The sequence below is a fragment of the Citrobacter amalonaticus genome (assembly GCF_002918555.1).
In the GTDB taxonomy this organism is placed as follows: domain Bacteria; phylum Pseudomonadota; class Gammaproteobacteria; order Enterobacterales; family Enterobacteriaceae; genus Citrobacter_C; species Citrobacter_C amalonaticus_A.
Genome location: NZ_PQMB01000005.1, coordinates 86515 through 106825, shown reverse-complemented (window position 1 = coordinate 106825; position 20311 = coordinate 86515). Strand labels below are relative to the sequence as shown.

Sequence of the window (20311 nt, the reverse complement as noted above, 5' to 3'; positions counted from 1 at the left end):
CCGGTAAGTGCAAACACTTGCCGGGACTGAGGTTAGTGGTTCTGCGCTTTCAGGTCTTCAGCCGTAAGGCCGGTGATTCTGAGAATAGTATGACGGTCTATGCCGTCAGCCAGCATTGTCGCCGCTATGCGAAGCGCCTCTTCACGTTTACCTTGTTGCAAGCCCTCTTGTAATCCATTTATATGACCTTCCTGAAGACCATTGCGATGCCCTTCCTGGCGTAGTCTGTCGGCGATAGTCATCAACTTTTCCTTATGTTGGGGTAAACGTTCGGCAACACGATGGATAAACTTACTAAAATGAGCCGTGTCGCCAGCCTGCATCAGGTAATTAAACAGCGCTTTCAGCTGGCTGTCATTAGCGTGTCCTTTAATCAGCAGAATGACCATTCTTTCCACCAACCCCATCAGGTCCCGCTTGCGGATGTGCTTTTGAATGAGTTCCAGTAATGCCATGCGGCGGTGCTGCATGATTTCGTCATCAGGAACAACCGTGATGTCCACCAGTGGGAAATTTGTGGCATAAAACTGGCGTGCTGATTTTGGGTCGTCAAATTCGTCCAGCCAGCATAGTGAAAAAGGGTAAGGACTGACCGTGCCGTGATAAAAAAACACAGGTATCACCAGGGGCCGCTTCTTATGACCGGCATCCAGATGTCGCTGCATTGCCGCGATGGCATAGCGCATAAGACGAAACGCCATATGTGCATCTGCGGTACTCTGATGTTCGATGACGACGTAGATGTAGCCGTCTCACTCGTGGGTTTTCAGGGACCACAGCACATCGGAATAGTACGCGCGTAAATCTTCTTCAATAAAACTGCCCGATTCCAGCTTCAGTGTTTTCAGGTCACAAAGAGTACGTAAAGACGCTGGAAGGTGGAGTTGAAGGAAATCCCGCGCGGTTGCCGGGTGGCTCAAAAAAGTTTTGAAAATCGCATCGTGCGGTGTCGCTGTCGTAGCAGTATTCATGGCGATCCATCACCTTAAAAACCCGATGATGTGACTCTACTTGCCAGGACGGCGGGATGCATCTCCATGTTTTTAACAACGCGGGAAAGGCTGGGGGATAAATTTGTTTTGCCGAAACGGATTCACTTTTACGCAAGCCGCCACGCAAAACGCCGGATGACAGAGTGCCATCCGGCATTCAGTTACTGCAAAGACCACCACTCACGCAGGCAGGCTTTACCCTCCGGACAACTCTTGCAGCTCCCGGAGAGGCACCCATCGGCATCCTCCTGAACCCGTACCGCTTTGCCCATTGTCTCCAGTTGCTTCAGCATGGCGTCGATCATCGGCTGCGGGGTGTGCAGCGTATGGCTAATTTGTTGCGCCTCCATACGCCCCCGCAGCGCCAGCAAATCACGAACCTGAATAAGTGAAGCCATCATTTACACCTTAATGGCAATCGCCGGTGGTGCTGGCGCAGCAACTGCTCGCCGTTTTATGTGTTGCCAGCAGGCTGATATCCACCCGGCTACGCGCACGACGTAGCAGACCAATCACCACGATGTTAAACAGGATGACCGCCAGAATACAGACCAGGCTCCAGGTTGGGTGCTGACTGTAGCTGGCGCCCTGGTAGAACAAGGTGGACAGCGAGTAGGCAATGTTCAGACCCCAGAGGATGGAGAAACCCATCCAGCCACGGCTGGATTCACGGGCGATAGCTCCCATAACCGAAATGCACGGCACGTACAGCAGTACGAAGATCAGGTAACTGTATGCCGCGGCGGCGCTACCGAATTTCGCGTCCATCACGCCCATTGCGCCGGTGGCCATTTCCCCGTCGCCTTTGCTGGCCTCGATCGGGTTTGCCAGCACGCTAAGGCTGAAGGTGTCTTTCAGGCTCTGCCAGGTTTCCTCAACGGCATCCCACAGTTCGTCACCAGGATGGAAATCAGCCGGATTGAACTCTTCTTGCTGAATATTTTCTGCGGTGTAGAGCGTATTAAGCGTCCCAACCACGACTTCTTTCGCCATTGCTCCGGTGAACAGACCCACGGTTGCCTGCCAGTTATCTTCATGTACGCCAATCGGCTTAAATACAGGGGTGATGGCCCGGCTGACAGAAGCAAGGGCGGAGTCGTTGATGTTGTCGACGATTTTTCCGCTCAGCGAGAAGCTGTTAAATGCGCTGAGGAAGATACTGACGATGATAATGACTTTACCTGCGCGCAGTACGAAGCCTTTCAGACGCTGCCAGGTCTGAATAACCAGACTCTTGATATGCGGTACGTGGTAAACCGGCAGTTCCATCACAAACGGTGTGGCTTCACCACGCATGATGGTGTGCTTGAGCATCAGGCCAGTCAGCACGGCCATGACGATGCCGAGGACATACAGCGAGAAGACCGCCAGCGCACCGTTCTGACCAAAGAAAGCGGCAGCGAACACGGCGAAGATCGCCAGACGTGCGCCGCAGGACATAAACGGTGCCATCATGATAGTCATCAGACGCTCACGTGGGGCATCCAGCGTACGCGCGCCCATCACTGACGGAACGTTACAGCCAAAGCCGACAATCAGCGGCACGAATGATTTCCCCGGTAACCCCAGCGCCTGCATCAGGCGGTCCATGACAAACGCGGCACGTGCCATGTAGCCGGAATCTTCAAGGAAGGAGAGGAACAGGTACATCATGCCGATCTGCGGCACCAGCGGCAGCACGGTGTTAATACCGCCGCCCAGGCCCTGCGCCAGGAAGATTGTCAGCCAGTCCGGGAAGTGCAGCGTGTAACCAATCCATTGAATCCCGTGGATAAAGATTGCCACGGAGCCTGCATCAAACAGCGGCTGAAGCGCCCCGCCGATGTTAATGGCGAGAAGGAACATCAGATACATCACGAACAGGAAAATCGGCAGGCCGAGGAAACGGTTGAGGACGATTTTATCCACTGCGGTGGTGAAACGACTGGGTTCTGCCGTCAGGGTGTTACTCACCACATCACAGATTGCGGCGATACACTGATAACGCGCATCGGCAATGTGCAGCGCCGGATCGTCCATAACGTCGTTCAGGCGGGCCAGCGAAATGTCCAGTTTGTGGGCGGCATCACCGGCAAAGGCGCGACTGTAGATATCGCCTTCCAGCATCTGTAGACCGAGCCATTGACGTTGCTTTCGCGGCATCTCAACGGGCATTGCTTCAGCCAGCGATTGTGCTTCGTTGAGCAGCGGCTCGGCATAGTGCACCAGTTCGACATTTTCGTTTGCTTTGTAGCGGTCGATCGCCAGCTTCAGCGCTTCAATACCACGACCACGCGTAGAGACCAGCGGCACGACCGGACAGCCCAGACGTGCGGACAGTGCATCAATATCAATGCGAATCTGCTGCTTCTCAGCAATGTCGAGCATGTTGAGCGCGACAACGCAGGGGATGCCCAGTTCCAGCAGTTGTAGCGTCAGGTAGAGATTACGCTCAAGGTTGGAGGCATCGACCACGTTGATCAACAGATCGGCGTCGCCGCTCAGGATATAGTGGCAGGCAATCTGTTCATCGAGTGAAGTCTGTGAAGAGATGGTGGTCAAAGAGTAGGTGCCGGGTAAATCCACCAGTGTGACCTGATGATCGGTCGTTGAGAATTGACCTTCTTTGCGCTCAACGGTTACGCCAGCCCAGTTCCCGACACGCTGACGTGCGCCGGTGAGTTGGTTAAATAACGTAGTCTTGCCGGAATTTGGATTACCAATTAAACCAATGGTTAATTTTTTCATCTTTATAGACTCACTGTATTAACAGGAAACCGCTTCCACTTCTATTAAGGCCAGATCTTTTTTTCGCAACACCAGGCTAACCCGGCGCGTTTCAATATGAATTGGGTCGCCCAGTGGCGCCACTCGCACCACGTTAAATGAGGATCCTGGTAACATGCCGAGCGAAAGCAGTTTCTGGCGGTATGCCGGACTGATTTCACGTGCAAAGCCGGTAATTTTCCACGCAGTGTCTGGAGCGAATTGCATAAGGACCTACTTGTTTTTCACTAACTGGATGATTACCTCATGGGGCGTAAGGGAGCGACATGAGAGCAGATAACGTGCCAACGAAGAAAAGACTAAATAACCAACAATGCAATGATAATGAGAATGGTTTCTATCATCAATACTTAAAATGTGACTGAATATTGGTTTGAAAAATAATTTGAACCAATGTTGATATGGCTCAACATTTATTCGCCTTTGTAGAAAGACCGTGATTTGCGCATTATTCAGCGTTATTAATGTTTAATTCAGGTTTTATTTGTTAATGAAATGATAATTATCGCTATTAACAACAGATGGAGAATGAATTAAGCGGATATACTCGCCATACTTCAGGTTGCGGGTGCATTGGCTTTGTTACCCGGCTTTCGGCCTCGTCCCTCCGGGGCCAGCGCAGGCGCTAATTGTTAAATTTAAATGATATTGCCGGATGGCGGCATAAATGCCTTATCCAGCCTACGGTGACGGGTGACCGTAGACCGGATAAGACGCGGGGCGTCGCCTTCCGGTATTCTGTCAGCGTTTTTTACCCATGGCAGCGGCCAGGGCGTCCATCATGGCGCTGTTGCCTGCAGGTTGTGCATCACGACCACGTGGTTTAGCTGCTTTCGCCGCCGGGCGGTTACCCTGAGCGCGCTCGTTACTACCGCCGCCGCGACGGGCATTGGTTTCACCTGGCTGCTCGTCCAGACGCATAGTCAGGGCGATACGTTTACGCGGCAGATCGACCTCCAGCACTTTCACCTTCACAATGTCGCCTGCTTTCACCACGGTATGCGGATCTTCGACGAATTTATTTGACAGTGAAGAGATGTGAACCAGACCGTCCTGGTGGACGCCGATATCAACAAACGCGCCAAAGTTAGTGACGTTGGTGACAGCGCCTTCCAGAATCATGCCCGGCAGCAGATCGTTCATTGTCTCCACGCCGTCAGCAAACTGTGCGGTTTTGAACTCCGGACGCGGATCGCGACCCGGTTTCTCCAGCTCTTTGATGATGTCGGTGACAGTCGGCACCCCGAAGCGTTCATCGGTAAAATCTGCCGCCTTCAGAGACTTAAGTTCACTGCTGTTGCCCATCAGGTCGCGTAATGACTGCTCGGTTGCCGCCAGAATGCGTTCCACAATCGGATAGGCTTCCGGGTGAACGGTGGAGGCGTCCAGCGGGTTGTCGCCGTGGTTGATACGCAGGAAGCCCGCGCACTGTTCAAAGGCTTTTGGCCCCAGTCGGCTGACTTTCAGCAGCTGCTGGCGGTTCTGGAACTGACCGTTCTCATCACGCCAGGCGACGATATTTTGCGCCATCATGCGGGTCAGTCCAGCCACGCGGGTGAGCAGCGGCACGGAAGCGGTATTGAGATCGACGCCGACGGCGTTTACGCAGTCTTCCACCACCGCATCCAGTTTACGGGCCAGCTGGGTCTGGCTGACATCATGCTGATACTGGCCGACTCCGATGGATTTCGGATCGATTTTCACCAACTCGGCCAGCGGATCCTGCAGACGGCGGGCGATAGATACCGCGCCACGCAGGGAAACGTCCAGATCCGGAAACTCCAGTGCCGCCAGCTCGGAGGCAGAGTAAACCGATGCCCCGGCTTCGCTGACGATCACCTTCTGGGCGGTGACTTTCGGGAACTGTTTCTGCACGTCGAGGTAGAAGCGCTCGGTTTCACGAGACGCCGTACCGTTACCGATGGCAACCAGTTCTACGTTGTATTTCTCGCACAGTGCCGCAACCGCGACCGCCGCTTTCGCCGCCTGGCCGGTATGTGGGTAAATCGTGTCGGTGGCAACCAGTTTACCGGTGCCGTCAACCACCGCGACTTTAACGCCGGTACGCAGACCCGGATCGAGCCCCATGGTGGCGCGCAGACCCGCAGGGGCAGCCATCAGCAGATCGTGCAGGTTGCGGGCGAAGACGTTAATCGCTTCATCTTCCGCGCGTTCACGCACGGTACCCATCAGCTCGGTTTCGAGATGCATCAATATCTTAATACGCCACGTCCAGCTCACGACGCCTTTACGCCAGCTGTCTGCCGGAGCGTTGTTCAGGCGCAGGCTGAGGTGATCCTGGATGATCTGTTCGCAGTGGCTCTCTTTTGGCGGTTCATCGAACTGTGGATCGGCATTGAGTGAGAGCTGCAATATCCCTTCGTTACGCCCCCGGAACATCGCCAGCGCGCGGTGAGAAGGTACGGTTGCGATCGGCTCGTGGTGATCGAAATAATCGCGGAATTTCGCTCCCTCTTCCTCTTTACCGCTCACTACGGTGGCGACCAGATGAGCATTTTTCCACAGGTAATCACGCACCTTTGCCAGCAGCGCGGCATCTTCGGCAAAGCGCTCCATCAGGATATAGCGCGCGCCGTCCAGCGCAGCTTTACTGTCGGCAACGCCTTTATCCGCATCGATATACCTGGCGGCTTCGGTTTCCGGGTGATGGGACGGGTCGGTCCACAGCAGTTCAGCCAGTGGTTCCAGCCCTGCTTCGATAGCGATTTGTCCACGGGTACGGCGTTTCGGTTTATAAGGCAGATAGAGATCTTCCAGCTCGGTCTTACTCAACGTGCCGTTGATGGCGTTTGCCAGATCATCGGTTAATTTGCCTTGCTCGGAAATGGACTTGAGGATGGCCTGACGTCTGTCTTCCAGCTCTCGCAGATATCCCAAACGGGTTTCCAGATTACGCAACTGCGTGTCATCCAGACCGCCGGTGATCTCCTTACGATAACGTGCGATAAACGGCACGGTGTTCCCTTCGTCAAGCAGGCGAACGGCAGCGTCTACCTGTTCGGCGCGTGCCTGAATTTCACCCGCGATAATGCGGCAGAAAGAATCATTCATCATGGATTTAGTTTCATCTTTAGAATAAAAAATCAGGGGATATCCCCTCATACTTCAGGCTGCCTTCGCGTTAGCCTCGTGCGCTCACCTCAGTCACATCGTTTTCTATGCTCCTGAGGATCCACGAGCTTGCCGTCTTGATGCAGCCCAAATTATTGAGGGGATAGTTATACGGACTGGCACGACAAAATGCCAGTCGCGGAGGGCGCTCTCGGACTATTTAACGTATTCAATCTCGTTAACGTACCAACTCGCTTCTCCGGCAGGCGTATTCACTACCGCAAGATCGCCAACCTCTTTTTTCAGCAGCGCGCGGGCCATTGGCGAGTCGATCGAGATGTAATCCTTACGACCAAAAATTTCATCGTAACCGACAATGCGGAAACGGCGGGTATCGCCATCGTCGTTTTCGATCTCCACCCATGCACCGAAGAAGACTTTGCCTTCCTGTTGCGGGGAGTAATCGACAATTTTAAGATTTTCCATGCATTTGGTCAGATAACGGACGCGCCTGTCGATCTCACGCAGCCGCTTTTTATTATACTGATAATCAGCATTCTCGCTGCGGTCGCCAAGACTCGCGGCCCAGGTCACTTTTTTGGTGACTTCCGGGCGCTCTTCACGCCAGAGGTAATTCAGTTCTTGTTTGAGTTTTTCATACCCTTCCCGGGTAATCAGGGGCGTTTTCATCTTTTTGATTTACCTTCGAGTTTGTGATGATGCGCACAATTCGTATTACGCGACCTTATCAACAGAATAAATAATGTGTCGCACGTTTCAATGTATACTTAAGCTGCTGTTTAATATGCTTTGTAACAATTTAGCCTGGAATTCATACCAGAATTTGCTGGTGACTCACGTAAGCTTTCTAAAGAATATACACTTACAATTGTTGCGAACCTTTGGGAGTACAAACAATGCAAGAGAACTATAAGATTCTGGTTGTCGATGACGACATGCGTCTTCGTGCGCTTCTGGAACGTTATCTGACCGAGCAGGGCTTCCAGGTTCGAAGCGTCGCAAACGCTGAGCAGATGGATCGTCTGCTGACCCGTGAATCTTTCCACCTTATGGTACTGGATCTCATGCTGCCGGGAGAAGACGGCCTGTCGATTTGTCGTCGTCTGCGCAGCCAGAGTAACCCGATGCCGATCATCATGGTGACGGCGAAAGGCGAAGAAGTGGACCGTATCGTCGGTCTGGAAATCGGTGCCGATGACTATATTCCTAAGCCGTTTAACCCACGTGAGCTGCTGGCGCGTATTCGTGCGGTGTTGCGCCGTCAGGCGAACGAACTGCCGGGCGCGCCTTCTCAGGAAGAAGCGGTTATTGCCTTCGGGAAGTTCAAACTGAACCTCGGCACCCGTGAAATGTTCCGTGAAGATGAGCCTATGCCGCTAACCAGCGGCGAGTTTGCGGTACTGAAGGCGCTGGTCAGCCACCCTCGTGAACCGCTGTCTCGCGATAAATTGATGAACCTGGCTCGCGGTCGTGAATATTCTGCAATGGAGCGTTCCATCGATGTGCAGATTTCCCGTCTGCGCCGCATGGTGGAAGAAGATCCGGCGCATCCTCGTTACATTCAGACCGTCTGGGGTCTGGGCTATGTCTTTGTGCCGGACGGTTCTAAAGCATGAGGCGAATGCGCTTCTCGCCACGAAGTTCGTTTGCCCGCACGCTGTTACTTATCGTCACCCTGCTATTTGTCAGCCTGGTGACGACCTATCTGGTGGTGCTGAACTTTGCGATTCTGCCGAGCCTTCAGCAGTTTAATAAGGTGCTGGCATACGAAGTCCGTATGCTGATGACCGATAAACTGCAGCTGGAAGACGGCACGCAGCTGGTTGTGCCGCCCGCATTTCGCCGGGAAATCTACCGTGAACTGGGGATTTCCCTCTACTCCAATGAAGCCGCCGAAGAGGCCGGGCTTCGCTGGGCGCAACACTATGAATTTTTAAGCCACCAAATGGCGCAGCAGCTGGGTGGGCCGACGGAAGTTCGCGTTGAGGTCAACAAAAGCTCGCCGGTCGTCTGGCTCAAAACCTGGCTGTCGCCCAATATCTGGGTGCGCGTGCCGCTGACTGAAATCCATCAGGGCGATTTTTCCCCGCTGTTCCGCTACACGCTGGCGATAATGCTGCTGGCGATAGGCGGCGCGTGGTTGTTTATTCGTATTCAGAACCGCCCCCTGGTGGATCTTGAACATGCTGCGCTACAGGTCGGGAAGGGCATTATTCCTCCTCCGCTGCGCGAGTATGGCGCCTCTGAGGTGCGTTCTGTCACGCGTGCTTTCAACCATATGGCCGCCGGGGTGAAGCAGCTGGCTGATGACCGTACGTTACTGATGGCGGGTGTGAGCCACGATTTACGCACGCCGCTGACGCGTATTCGCCTGGCGACCGAGATGATGGGCGAGCAGGACGGCTATCTTGCCGAGTCTATCAATAAGGATATTGAAGAGTGCAACGCCATCATCGAGCAGTTTATTGATTATCTGCGCACCGGACAGGAGATGCCGATGGAAATGGCGGATCTTAATGCTGTGTTGGGCGAAGTGGTGGCGGCAGAAAGCGGCTATGAACGTGAGATTGATACCGCGCTTCAGCCGGGTAATATTCAGGTGAAAATGCATCCGCTGTCGATCAAGCGCGCGGTTGCCAACATGGTGGTGAACGCCGCTCGCTATGGTAATGGCTGGATCAAAGTGAGTAGTGGAACGGAACTGCATCGCGCCTGGTTCCAGGTTGAGGATGACGGTCCGGGGATCAAACCTGAACAGCGTAAGCATCTGTTCCAGCCTTTTGTGCGCGGTGACAGCGCCCGTAGCACCAGTGGTACAGGGCTGGGGCTGGCGATTGTGCAGCGCATTATTGATAATCATAACGGTATGCTGGAAATTGGCACCAGCGAGCGCGGCGGGCTCTCTATTCGTGCCTGGCTGCCGGTTCCGGTCACGCGTGTACAGGGTTCAGCAAAAGACGCATAAAAAAGGGAGGCGAGATGCCTGATGCGGGTTACTTAAGGATTGATTAGCCGCAAAGCCCTGTGTGACGAAGACTCAATATGCCGGATTCGGTTAATTATTCCGTTCACGTCATGTCCTGCGCCTTTCTGACATTCCAGCTCCAGTGAACGGGTTAAGGGTGCTATCGCCGCACCCTTAACAATCCCGGCTCCCGGCGGGAAAATTGTCGCTTCGCGATACCCTCCGTTTATTCCTCCAGGCTACCGGGTCGGGCGCGATGTAGCGTCCCTGCAAAACGCGCCCTGAACCCGCATCCATGCGGGTTCTCCCGGCCTTACGGAAACACGTCGGCAATTTTCAGCCGGACTGTTCCACACCTGACCCTTTGTGGGGTCTGTATTTTTTATTAAAGCGAAACGGATTTAACTGAAAGTCAGTGTGCTGAAGCGATGCGCCGGGTCCGGCATGAAAATCGATGAGAGGTTGTCGGATGACTGGGTCCGCCCGAAGGAATACGACATAAGGTGAATGGACCACGAAGTGGTGATTTTCCCTGCCGGGAGCCTGGGTTGTAAGGGAGGCTGCGGGGGGAGCCTCCCTTGTCGTTTCTGTGAGCCGGATAAGCAAATATCATTATCCGGCTGATTCCCTTACAGCTTCGGCCCTGCGCTAACCAGCGCTGCACCTGCCGGGGTATCCGTATACTTCTCGAAGTTCTCGATAAACAGTTTCGCCAGTGCGGTGGCTTTTTCCTGCCACTGTTCTGGTGACGCGTAGGTGTTACGCGGGTCGAGAATACGCGTTTCCACGCCCGGCAGTTCGGTCGGAATTGCCAAGTCGAACATCGGCAGACTGAAGGTTTCCGCATCGTCCAGAGAACCGTTCAGAATAGCGTCGATAATCGCGCGGGTATCTTTGATGGAGATACGTTTGCCGGTGCCGTTCCAGCCAGTATTCACCAGATAAGCCTGGGCGCCTGCGGCCTGCATACGTTTCACCAGAACTTCCGCATACTGGGTTGGGTGCAGCGACAGGAAGGCTGCGCCAAAGCAGGCAGAGAAGGTGGGGGTGGGTTCGGTCACACCGCGCTCAGTACCGGCCAGTTTGGCAGTAAAGCCTGACAGGAAATGATACTGGGTCTGGTTTGCCGTCAGACGGGAAACCGGGGGGAGCACGCCGAAAGCATCTGCGGTCAGGAAGATAACCTTAGTGGCATGACCCGCTTTGGACACTGGCTTAACGATATTATCGATATGATAGATCGGGTAGGAAACGCGGGTATTCTCGGTTTTTGAACCGTCATCAAAGTCGATAGATCCGTCTTCACGTACGGTAACGTTTTCCAGCAGCGCATCGCGGCGGATGGCGTTATAGATCTCCGGTTCGGCTTCCTTAGACAGCTTGATGGTTTTCGCATAGCAGCCGCCTTCGAAGTTGAATACGCCGTCGTCGTCCCAACCGTGCTCATCATCACCAATCAGGCGACGTTTCGGATCGGTCGAAAGGGTGGTTTTACCGGTACCGGACAGACCAAAGAATACGGCCACATCGCCTTGCTCACCCACGTTAGCAGAGCAGTGCATGGAGGCAATGCCCTTGAGCGGCAGCAGGTAGTTCATCACTGAGAACATCCCTTTCTTCATTTCGCCGCCGTACCAGGTTCCGCCAATCAGCTGAATGCGTTCGGTGAGGTTGAAGGCGACAAAGTTCTCGGAGTTCAGACCCTGTTCTTTCCACTGCGGGTTGGTGCACTTCGCGCCGTTCATGACGATAAAGTCTGGTTTGAAATCGACCAGCTCTTCATCACTCGGGCGAATGAACATGTTTTTGACAAAATGCGCCTGCCAGGCCACTTCAGTAATGAAACGTACGGAAAGACGGGTATCCGCATTTGCGCCGCAGAAGGCATCGATAATGAACAGACGTTTACCGGAGAGCTGTTGGGTAACCAGGCCTTTCAGGTGTTGCCAGGTCTCCTGGGAGAGAGGTTTGTTATCGTTCTTGCCCTTACCTTTGTCGGACCACCAGAGCGTATCACGCGTGGTGTCATCGCGGACAATGTACTTATCCTTCGGCGAACGCCCGGTAAAGATACCTGTATCAACTGCAACGGCCCCCAGGTTTGTCAGCACGCCACGCTCGTAGCCTTGAAGGGAAGGATCGAGTTCTTCCTGATAAAGCATGTCGTAGTCTGGGTTGTAAACGATATCCTGAACATCATTGATACCATAAGCCTTGAGATCTTGCGGGGTTAAACTTGTGTTCACGCGCATTTCACTACTCCTTAGCCAATATGTATTACCTGAAATAATAAGGTTTTTTGAGGTTTGTTAACCGCGACAAGGCTCATAGATTTACTTATCTGGACAAATTCATTATTGACTGAAAACACTGTGACTCCTGTCACGAAGCGGCCGTTATTATGGCAGAAAACCCCTTTTTGTTGTGGAAAATGTTCCTGAAAGGTTAAAAACAAGTGTTTTTGACGGAAGTATTGTGAGTGTAATCGCATTCACGTAAGAAAATTACGTAACTGAAACATATAAAATATCGATTCACCTCGAACAAAAAAACGTTTAAAGAGGTTAATCAGCGATAAAGGGGAAGGGGAGTGGTCCGGGAAAAAGTGGGTAAGCCCGAAGCTTACCCAGGAGTGATTAATGTACCTGTGGATCGGCGGGTGAGGCGTTATTACGGATTTCAGCGATATCCATTGCGTTGAACAGATAGTGGTTTCCGCAATAATCGCAGTGCATGTCGATCTCACCTTCTTCCGCCAGAATGCTGTCCACCTCTTCGTCCGGCAGTGTCTTCAGCGCACCAGCGCAACGTTCGCGTGAACAGGTACATTTGAACTCAACGTCCTGCGGATCATAGAGGGTGACTTCCTCTTCGTGGTACAAACGCCACAACACATCGTTTGTCGGCAGCGTCAGGAGTTCCTCAGCTTTGATGGTTTCGGTCAGCGTCGCCAGATGGTCGAAATCATCAGCCTGCGCATTCTGTGCCGGCATCACCTGCAGCAGCATCCCGCCTGCCGCCAGTGTACCCTCGACTTCACCAGTACGGATAAACAAGCGTGTCGGCAGCTGTTCAGAACGCAGGAAGTAATCTTCAAGGCACGCAGCAAGCGTGTCGCCTTCCAGACCAACCACGCCCTGATAGCGTTCGCCTTCTTCGGGCGTAATGGTGATCACCAGATAGCCATTGCCGACCAGGGTTTTCAGATCGGCGTTATCAGGGATGTCGCCCTGTACGCGTGCCACGCCGCGCATCTGCTGGTTGTTATTGCCATTGATGACCGCAAGGCTCAGCGGACCATCGCCCTGCAGCTGCACGGTGATATCACCGGCAAACTTCAGCGTCGCGGTCAGCAGACTGGTGGCAACCAACAGCTCCGCCAGCACGGTTTTTACCGGCTGCGGATAAGCGTGGTTGTTGAGGATCTGTTGCAGGGTTTCCGAAACGGTCACCAGCTCGCCGCGCACGGCGAAGTTTTCAAACAGATAACGGTGTAATTGGTCATGTTGCGGCATAATCATCTCTCTTGCGGGTGACAGTCACTCACTGTCGCCGTGTTTAAATCGTAACAGGTCGCGGCGTTCTTTCTTATCCGGTCGTCTGTCCGGATGCGGCATCGTCAATGCGTTAAGCTTACGCGCCAGCGCCATTTTCTCGCGTTTTTGTACGCTTTCAGCCGTCTCTTCATACAGCATAACGGCTTCGGTCGCCGGACGGCGTTGTTCGGTCACGGCTTTAATGATGACGGTCCGTTCGTCGTTTCCCTGACGCAGCGTGAGGGTGGCATTCAGCTCAACGATCTTGCCCGGCTTACTGCGCTGCCCGTTGTAATGCACCTTGCCGCCTTCAACCATCTCGCGGGCTAACGCACGGGTTTTATAAAAGCGTGCCGCCCACAGCCATTTATCCAGTCTGACCTCAACGGAGGGCTTCTCTTTCATGGCATCTCCTTCACATCAGCGAGGGGATCAGACGGCGGTAGTCATTCAGCGACGGATGACGTGCATATTGCTTCTCTGCAAGACCGGAGTCGGGGTTCGTCACGCCGAGGCAGTAACGAATGCCAAACTTCGCGGCAGCATCGAGAATCGGCTCGCTGTCATCAATAAACAGCGTTTTCCCGGCGCTTATTCCCGTCTCTTCAGCCACAGCGTGCCATAACCGCTGATCCTCTTTGGGATAACCAAATGTGTGGGTGGAAAGTAATAAATCAAGGTGTGAAGCCAGACCGGTATGCTCCAGCTTCACCGCCAGGTTATGGGGATGCGCGTTGGTCAACAGAATACGGCGCTTGCCGCTGGCTTTTAAGGCATCCAGAAAGGGAACCGTATCTTCACGCAGGACGGCGCGCGGGCCCATTGCCGTCGTCATGGCGCAGATGTCCAGACCCAGGCGATCGCTCCAGTAATCAAGACAGTACCAGTTTAGCGTATGTCGGGCGTCGTGGTACTGCTGACGGATATAGTCCCGCGCCGCTTCTACAGAGAGCCCCTGCTGCGCGCTATAGGTCTCCGGCACCAGCTTCTGCCAAAAATAGTTATCGAATGCCAAATCGAGCAGGGTGCCGTCCATATCCAGCAAAACGGTATCGACGTCCTGCCAGGCGATATCAATAAGCATGGAAACTCTCCAGATTAGATTGCCGCTAAACCCTGGCGGCGTTTGTCGGATGGCGGCGCAAGCGCCTTCTCCGGCCTACGATTTTGTGTTCATTGCAGGCCTGATAAGCGTAGCGTCATCAGGCATTGAGTGCTCTGCCATCAGTATGCGCTACAGGGTAGCATACCGTGATGTATCAGATGAGGCTTTCCGGGGAGGCAATAAGCTTCGGTTTCAGGCAATTTTCATAATATTGCTGAATTTCCATCATACGGCGGCGGTTACGCTGATAACGCCTGTACGCCTGAGCGCCGTTATAGATGGCACTTCCCAGCAGGGCCAGCATCAGCAGCGTGGTGCCGAGATAACGCCACAGGCCGGAGCGATCCGGAATACGGTGCAAACCAATGTGTTGGGTTCCGTTGGCGTCGGTGAAGATATTGGTGACAATGCCTTCGGCGCTGAATGGTGTATTCATCAGCGCTTGCGCCAGCCGCTGGAAGGCGTTCCATTGCTCTTGCGCAGGATAATCATACAAAGATATTGACGGCCACGCCTGAGCGACCAGATCGCTACCTTCGTCGCTAACGATCAGGAATCCGCCGGGCGCCGGGCTGTTTAACGCCTGCGCCGCCCGGGCGGTCTCGCGTGATATAAACGGCGCCGTTGAGGTCGTTACCAGATTATCCAGCGACTCTGCGCTGACCGGGCGGAGCAGCACGTTTACACCGTCGAGCTTGCCGGAGTTGGCGCGTTTGACCAGCGCGTTCCAGTCTTTACTGTTCCCCAGATTCACCAGCGCGTTTTTTAGTCGCACGCATTCATCTTCGGAGGAACAGAGGTCAGCCGTCTTCAGGACGATGTCGCCAAAATCATCCAGCAGTACCATACCGGATTTTTGGATTGCCGAACGCAAAGAGGCGCTGACGCGGGAATCATCTTCCGGTTTTGGATGCAGCTGGCGATTAACGGCCTGGGTCAGCGCGGTGGCTTTATTGACCAGATCAGACTCAGGGAGTGGCAGCGTACGTGCGTCATTCCAGATAATCTGTGAACAATCGAATGGCATAAAGGGGGAGTTGGATTGCGCCGTCCAGTCGCCGGCAGCATGGATATTACACATCCCCGTTCCACGAAGATGCAGCGTGTCGCCCACGCGGACGCCGGACGCTTCCAGCTGCTTAACGCTGGTCGCTTCAATGACTTGCGCGCCTTTCATCCATGACAGAGTGAACTTGATCGGCATATCCAATGGGATCCAAAACAGCAGCATAAACAACACCAGCAGTGAGCCACCGGCAATGACGGTGCTGCGTAGCCAGTGTTGCAGCGGAAAGTTCCTCACTTCGTCATGCAGGGATAAAAATCGCCCCTGTCGCACAACGTGGCGGTCGAGATAGATATCAATATCCGTCTGTTGCCCAAGATCCTGGGCGATATACGGCTGCCAGTGGAGCGGGTAGATCAGGTCAATAATCCCCAAAGAGATGTTGTTAATCTGTTCCTGATCGTTTTCGCCAAATAATCCCCAGCGCCGCGGCGTGCCCCGAAGACAATGAATTTCTCGCAGCGCGGTTTTCGACGGAGGGGCAAACAGCCCCCAGAGGCCCGCGGCAAGCAGCAGAATGGCCCCGCCGGCCATCCAGGGGACAAATACGTCCGGCGTAACCAGGCAGAAGAAGAACAGCAGGAATGACGCGACGATCAGCAGCGCTTCACGAAGTCCTGCAGGACGACTCAGCGTGTACTCTTCATGGGTTTCCTGGCGGATATTCAGTAGCTCGATCTGCTCGCTTTCCTCACCGCGAATCGATGCCTGCGTTGAGGTTGTGGGCTGCAGGGCATAGCCACGCGTCTCCTGTACATACTCCTGCAACGTGTGGCCGTTGAGCGAGATAATCAGAGGCAGCGTATCGGTATGGATCAGCTCAACGTTGTTTTCATCATTGATGTACTGTTCCCAGAACGGCGGCAGATGCACCTCGACAGAGTCAAGGTAATACCGCCACTTATTGGGATCGTCGGTGGTGATGCCATAACGGGTGATTGAGTGCGTCAGAATGATAACGCTGTTGCTTTGCGCATTCAGGGTGAGTGAGACGGGCGCGGCACTGGCTCCGGTTGGCCCCGGAACTTGCTGGATCTGGCTGAGATTATCAAGATAGTTTTCAATGGCGCTGCGTTCTTCCGCGGTGAGCCTGCGCGTAGCCGCATCCGGGAAGGCATTAACCCAGGGCAGATTCCGCCGCCTGGCGCGGATCCTGAGCAACCACCCTGCAAGCAGCGCGCAGGCCAGCAAAGCCGCTAAAAAAATCAGAATGGTGCTCATGCTTTCCCCATCTTACTTAGTCTGTCAGGTGTGGTCAGTCGCACCCTGTCGCAATACACGTGATTCTGTGGTTGGCTATCGGCAAGCGTGGAGTTTAACTTGAGCATTTTTAAGCGTATCCCAGTGAACGCAAACCATAGCAAAACCAGCAAAGCCGGAATATCAGCAAATTCCTGGACTTATTTCAACCTATTGACTTTTAATTTGAAACGCTAATTATATTTTTATTAGGTTACATAAATGTAAATAACCAGCAATTCACATTGCCGAAACCGTGCTGCATATCGCACAATGACGGTAGATTTCACTGCAAAGATTCTCACGATGAGCAAATCATTACAAAAACCCACCATTCTGAATGTTGAAACTGTCGCACAATCCCGGCTATTTAGCGTCGAAAGTGTGGATCTGGAGTTCAGCAACGGCGTCCGTCGAGTCTATGAACGTATGCGTCCGTCCAATCGTGAAGCGGTAATGATTGTGCCGATCGTCGACGATCACCTGATTCTCATCCGTGAATATGCCGTCGGGACGGAGTCCTATGAGTTAGGTTTTTCCAAAGGGCTGATCGACCCGGGGGAAACGGTGTTTGAAGCGGCTAACCGGGAGCTGAAAGAAGAGGTGGGTTTTGGCGCGCAGGATCTGACGTTTTTGAAGAAGCTCAGCATGGCGCCCTCCTATTTTTCCAGCAAGATGAATATTGTGGTGGCGGAAAATCTCTACCCGGAATCGCTGGAAGGCGACGAACCAGAACCGCTGCCTCAGGTACGCTGGCCGTTGGCACACATGATGGATTTGCTGGAAGATCCGGATTTCAACGAAGCGCGCAACGTCAGCGCACTGTTTCTGGTGCGCGAGTGGCTGAAAGGGCAGGGGCGGATGTAGTTCAGATTCACCGTTATACGAAATAGTAAAAAAGGCGCCGAAGCGCCTTTTTTGATCAGAACAGTTCGTGCGTCTCACCATTATCGATAATGGTGGTCCCCACTTCATGTACCGCCTGCTGCGTTGGCTGAGTCCCTTCAATGAAGTACTCTGCACGACTATTACCGCCGTTTGCCAGCTGCCCGGTGCTGCGGTCGATATTCACCGTGACAATACCTGGCGGCGGGGTTAATGGCTGCTCAGGAACGCCCTCCAGCACCGATTTCATGTAGGCATCCCATGCGGGTTGCGCACTCTTTGCCCCGCCTTCATAACCGGAGATTTGGTCTTTGATCGCACCTGATGCGGTAGTGCGTCCCAGATCGCGACGATGATCGTCAAAACCAATCCAGACGGAAGTGACCACGCCAGGTCCGTAACCGGAGAACCACGCATCTTTCGAACTGTTGGTGGTCCCGGTTTTACCGCCGATATCGCGGCGTTGCAGGTCGCGACCCGCCCGCCAGCCGGTACCCATCCAGCCAGGCTCGCCAAAAATGTTGCTGTTCAGCGCGCTTTTGATCAGGAACGCCAGTGGGGTGTTAATAACGTGCGGGGCATACTCTTGTGCGCCGCTTTGCGCCACTAACGCCTGGTTTGCCTGTTCAAGCTGAGGCATTGGAACCGTAGCGTTTTGCCGCTCCCGGGAGTGGGCGACATCTTCAACGTCGCTGTTTTCCAGCACGTTTGATTTTGGGGTATCGCCGTAGATCACCGGGAGATCGCAATTCTCACAGGCGATTTTCGGTTTGGCTTCGAAAATCACGCCACCCTGGTCGGTTTCAATCTTGCTGATGAAATAGGGATCAACCAGGAAGCCACCGTTCGCCATAACCGCATAGCCGCGTGCCACCTGCATTGGCGTGAAGGACGCGGAACCCAGCGCCAGCGATTCGGTATGGACAATGTTCTGTGCCGGGAAGCCGAAGCGTTGCAGATACTCGGCCGCATAGTCAACGCCCATCGCACGCATTGCCCGGACCATGACCACGTTTTTTGACTGCCCCAGACCCTGGCGTAAACGAATCGGACCCGCATACTGTGGCGGCGAGTTCTTCGGACGCCAGTCAGAACCGGCACCGGCATCCCAGCGGGAGATCGGCACATCGTTCAGCATACTTGCCAGCGTCAGACCTTTATCCATCGCCGCGGTGTAGAGGAATGGCTTGATGTTTGATCCCACCTGACGCAACGCCTGGGTAGCGCGGTTGAACTTGCTCTGGTTAAAGTCGAATCCGCCGACCAGCGCCAGGACGGCACCGTTTTGCGGATTGATAGAAACCAGCGCGGAGTTGACATCTGGCACCTGCGCCAGCCACCAGGTATCGCCCATCTGACGAACCCAGATTTGCTGACCCGCCTGAACCGCATCGGTGACTTTACGTGGCGTGGGACCTTGTTGCGTGTCTGAACGGTAAGGACGCGCCCAACGCACGCCCTCCATCTGCAGGGAGACGGAGGTGCCATCGGCCAGGACAGCCGTTGCTTCCTGCGGGTTAGCTCTGGCGATCACCGCTGGCAGCAACGGCCCGTAGGTCGGCAACGCCTTCAGCGTATCGGTGATTTTTTTTCTGTCCCAGGCGCTCTCACCGACTTTCCACAGCACATTGGCCGGACCGCGATAACCGTGACGCATATCGTAATCCAGGATGTTATTGCGAACGGCCTGCTGTGCCGCCTGCTGCACTTTACGGGTAATGGTGGTGTAAATGCGGTAGCCATCTTCGTAGGCGTTTTCATTGTAGCGGTTGTACATCTCCTGGCGCACCATCTCTGACAGATATGGCGCAGAGAAGGCAATTTCTGGCGCATGGTAGTTTGCGTCAATCACCTCGCGGCGGGCCTGAACGTACTGTGCTTGTGTGATGTAGCCCTCGTTCAACATACGCGACAGCACCACGTTACGACGTGCGGTTGCGCGGCTCATGGAGTAGAGCGGGTTGAAGGTGGAAGGGGCTTTTGGCAGACCGGCAATGACCGCCATTTCGCTCAGATCAAGCTGATCGACGGTCTTACCAAAATAGACCTGTGCCGCAGCGCCGACGCCATAAGCGCGGTAACCGAGATAAATCTTGTTCAGATAGAGTTCGAGGATCTCGTCTTTACTCAGCATTTGTTCAATGCGGATGGCGAGGAACACTTCCTTGATTTTACGCATCAGCGTGCGTTCAGGGCTCAGGAAGAAATTTCTCGCTAACTGCTGAGTAATTGTACTTGCCCCTTGCGACGCATGACCGGAAAACAGCGCAACGCTTGCCGCACGGAAGATCCCCACAGGGTCAACACCGTGATGCTCATAAAAGCGGCTGTCTTCTGTCGCAATAAAGGCTTTCACCATTTCCGGCGGCATCTGACTGAGCGTGACTGGAATACGACGTTTCTCACCATATTGCGCAATCAGCTCGCCATCAGCGCTGTAAATCTGCATCGGGATCTGCAAACGCACATCTTTGAGGGTCGCGACGTCAGGTAGTTGCGGCTCGATATAGCGGTAGAGGCCATAAATCGAGCCTGCTCCCAGCAGGATGCAACATACTGCAAGGATCAATAAATACTTTACGAACTTCACTGGAGATTTCCCATTTCGTTTCATTTGGGCAGTTTATAAACAAACGCGCGGTAGTATAAAGGCAAGCCTGACGC

The 20311-nt window shown here is 53.9% G+C and carries 14 protein-coding genes and 1 pseudogene; 3 read left to right on the top strand and 12 right to left on the bottom strand.

Annotation, left to right across the window (positions count from 1 at the left end):
* Positions 1 to 32: 32 nt before the first annotated feature.
* From C3432_RS20415 to greB, 6 genes and pseudogenes are all read right to left on the bottom strand, one after another.
* Positions 33 to 971: pseudogene (locus C3432_RS20415) on the bottom strand (Rpn family recombination-promoting nuclease/putative transposase).
* A 182-nt stretch (positions 972 to 1153) separates the two neighbouring features.
* Positions 1154 to 1390, bottom strand: coding sequence for a [Fe-S]-dependent transcriptional repressor FeoC (gene feoC, locus C3432_RS20410; protein WP_103778369.1), 237 nt, complete (start codon positions 1388 to 1390; stop codon positions 1154 to 1156).
* 10 nt (positions 1391 to 1400) lie between these two features.
* On the bottom strand, positions 1401 to 3719 hold the full coding sequence (gene feoB, locus C3432_RS20405; RefSeq protein ID WP_103778368.1) for a Fe(2+) transporter permease subunit FeoB: 2319 nt from the start codon (positions 3717 to 3719) through the stop codon (positions 1401 to 1403).
* A gap of 18 nt (positions 3720 to 3737) precedes the next feature.
* Positions 3738 to 3965, bottom strand: coding sequence for a ferrous iron transporter A (gene feoA, locus C3432_RS20400; RefSeq protein ID WP_103778367.1), 228 nt, complete (start codon positions 3963 to 3965; stop codon positions 3738 to 3740).
* Positions 3966 to 4499: 534 nt separating this feature from the next.
* On the bottom strand, positions 4500 to 6833 hold the full coding sequence (locus C3432_RS20390) for a Tex family protein (RefSeq protein WP_103779088.1): 2334 nt from the start codon (positions 6831 to 6833) through the stop codon (positions 4500 to 4502).
* Between the two features lie 213 nt (positions 6834 to 7046).
* Complete coding sequence (gene greB / locus C3432_RS20385; RefSeq protein WP_103778366.1) at positions 7047 to 7520, bottom strand: transcription elongation factor GreB; 474 nt, start codon at positions 7518 to 7520, stop codon at positions 7047 to 7049.
* A gap of 227 nt (positions 7521 to 7747) precedes the next feature.
* On the opposite strand from greB, the gene ompR reads away from it, so the two are divergent.
* Together ompR and envZ are read left to right on the top strand one after the other, a co-directional pair.
* Positions 7748 to 8467 (top strand): osmolarity response regulator transcription factor OmpR, encoded by a 720-nt coding sequence (gene ompR / locus C3432_RS20375; RefSeq protein WP_001157751.1) that lies wholly within the window; start codon positions 7748 to 7750, stop codon positions 8465 to 8467.
* Entirely contained in the window at positions 8464 to 9816 is a 1353-nt protein-coding gene (envZ, locus tag C3432_RS20370) for a two-component system sensor histidine kinase EnvZ (RefSeq protein WP_103778365.1), read from the top strand. The genes ompR and envZ overlap by 4 nt, the downstream gene beginning before the upstream one ends.
* A 629-nt stretch (positions 9817 to 10445) precedes the next feature.
* On the opposite strand, the gene pckA is transcribed toward envZ, so the two are convergent.
* The 5 genes from pckA to igaA all read right to left on the bottom strand — a co-directional run bounded on the left by pckA (position 10446) and on the right by igaA (position 16744).
* A complete protein-coding gene (pckA, locus tag C3432_RS20365; protein WP_103778364.1) occupies positions 10446 to 12068 on the bottom strand; it encodes a phosphoenolpyruvate carboxykinase (ATP) in 1623 nt (540 codons plus the stop codon).
* A gap of 384 nt (positions 12069 to 12452) precedes the next feature.
* The gene (gene hslO, locus C3432_RS20360) at positions 12453 to 13331 is read right to left on the bottom strand and encodes an Hsp33 family molecular chaperone HslO (RefSeq protein ID WP_103779086.1); all 879 of its coding nucleotides are present in this window, start codon (positions 13329 to 13331) and stop codon (positions 12453 to 12455) included.
* A gap of 24 nt (positions 13332 to 13355) precedes the next feature.
* A complete protein-coding gene (gene hslR / locus C3432_RS20355; protein ID WP_103778363.1) occupies positions 13356 to 13757 on the bottom strand; it encodes a ribosome-associated heat shock protein Hsp15 in 402 nt (133 codons plus the stop codon).
* Between the two features lie 10 nt (positions 13758 to 13767).
* Entirely contained in the window at positions 13768 to 14436 is a 669-nt protein-coding gene (gene yrfG, locus C3432_RS20350; protein ID WP_103778362.1) for a GMP/IMP nucleotidase, read from the bottom strand.
* A gap of 175 nt (positions 14437 to 14611) precedes the next feature.
* A complete protein-coding gene (igaA, locus tag C3432_RS20345; RefSeq protein WP_103778361.1) occupies positions 14612 to 16744 on the bottom strand; it encodes an intracellular growth attenuator protein IgaA in 2133 nt (710 codons plus the stop codon).
* A gap of 324 nt (positions 16745 to 17068) precedes the next feature.
* Here igaA and nudE point away from each other — a divergent pair, with 324 nt between their 5' ends.
* A complete protein-coding gene (gene nudE, locus C3432_RS20340) occupies positions 17069 to 17629 on the top strand; it encodes an ADP compounds hydrolase NudE (protein WP_103778360.1) in 561 nt (186 codons plus the stop codon).
* Positions 17630 to 17684: 55 nt separating this feature from the next.
* Here the strand turns inward: nudE and mrcA are convergent, their stop codons facing one another.
* Positions 17685 to 20237 carry a peptidoglycan glycosyltransferase/peptidoglycan DD-transpeptidase MrcA gene (gene mrcA, locus C3432_RS20335; protein ID WP_181012959.1) on the bottom strand — a complete coding sequence of 851 codons (2553 nt, stop codon included), beginning with the start codon at positions 20235 to 20237 and terminating at the stop codon, positions 17685 to 17687.
* Positions 20238 to 20311 lie beyond the last annotated feature (74 nt).

Coding starts and splice junctions, on each gene's coding strand:
- feoC (WP_103778369.1), bottom strand. CDS start 1,390: ATGGCTTCACTTATTCAGGTTCGTGATTTGCTGGCGCTGCGGGGGCGT.
- feoB (WP_103778368.1), bottom strand. CDS start 3,719: ATGAAAAAATTAACCATTGGTTTAATTGGTAATCCAAATTCCGGCAAG.
- feoA (WP_103778367.1), bottom strand. CDS start 3,965: ATGCAATTCGCTCCAGACACTGCGTGGAAAATTACCGGCTTTGCACGT.
- C3432_RS20390 (WP_103779088.1), bottom strand. CDS start 6,833: ATGATGAATGATTCTTTCTGCCGCATTATCGCGGGTGAAATTCAGGCA.
- greB (WP_103778366.1), bottom strand. CDS start 7,520: ATGAAAACGCCCCTGATTACCCGGGAAGGGTATGAAAAACTCAAACAA.
- ompR (WP_001157751.1), top strand. CDS start 7,748: ATGCAAGAGAACTATAAGATTCTGGTTGTCGATGACGACATGCGTCTT.
- envZ (WP_103778365.1), top strand. CDS start 8,464: ATGAGGCGAATGCGCTTCTCGCCACGAAGTTCGTTTGCCCGCACGCTG.
- pckA (WP_103778364.1), bottom strand. CDS start 12,068: ATGCGCGTGAACACAAGTTTAACCCCGCAAGATCTCAAGGCTTATGGT.
- hslO (WP_103779086.1), bottom strand. CDS start 13,331: ATGCCGCAACATGACCAATTACACCGTTATCTGTTTGAAAACTTCGCC.
- hslR (WP_103778363.1), bottom strand. CDS start 13,757: ATGAAAGAGAAGCCCTCCGTTGAGGTCAGACTGGATAAATGGCTGTGG.
- yrfG (WP_103778362.1), bottom strand. CDS start 14,436: ATGCTTATTGATATCGCCTGGCAGGACGTCGATACCGTTTTGCTGGAT.
- igaA (WP_103778361.1), bottom strand. CDS start 16,744: ATGAGCACCATTCTGATTTTTTTAGCGGCTTTGCTGGCCTGCGCGCTG.
- nudE (WP_103778360.1), top strand. CDS start 17,069: ATGAGCAAATCATTACAAAAACCCACCATTCTGAATGTTGAAACTGTC.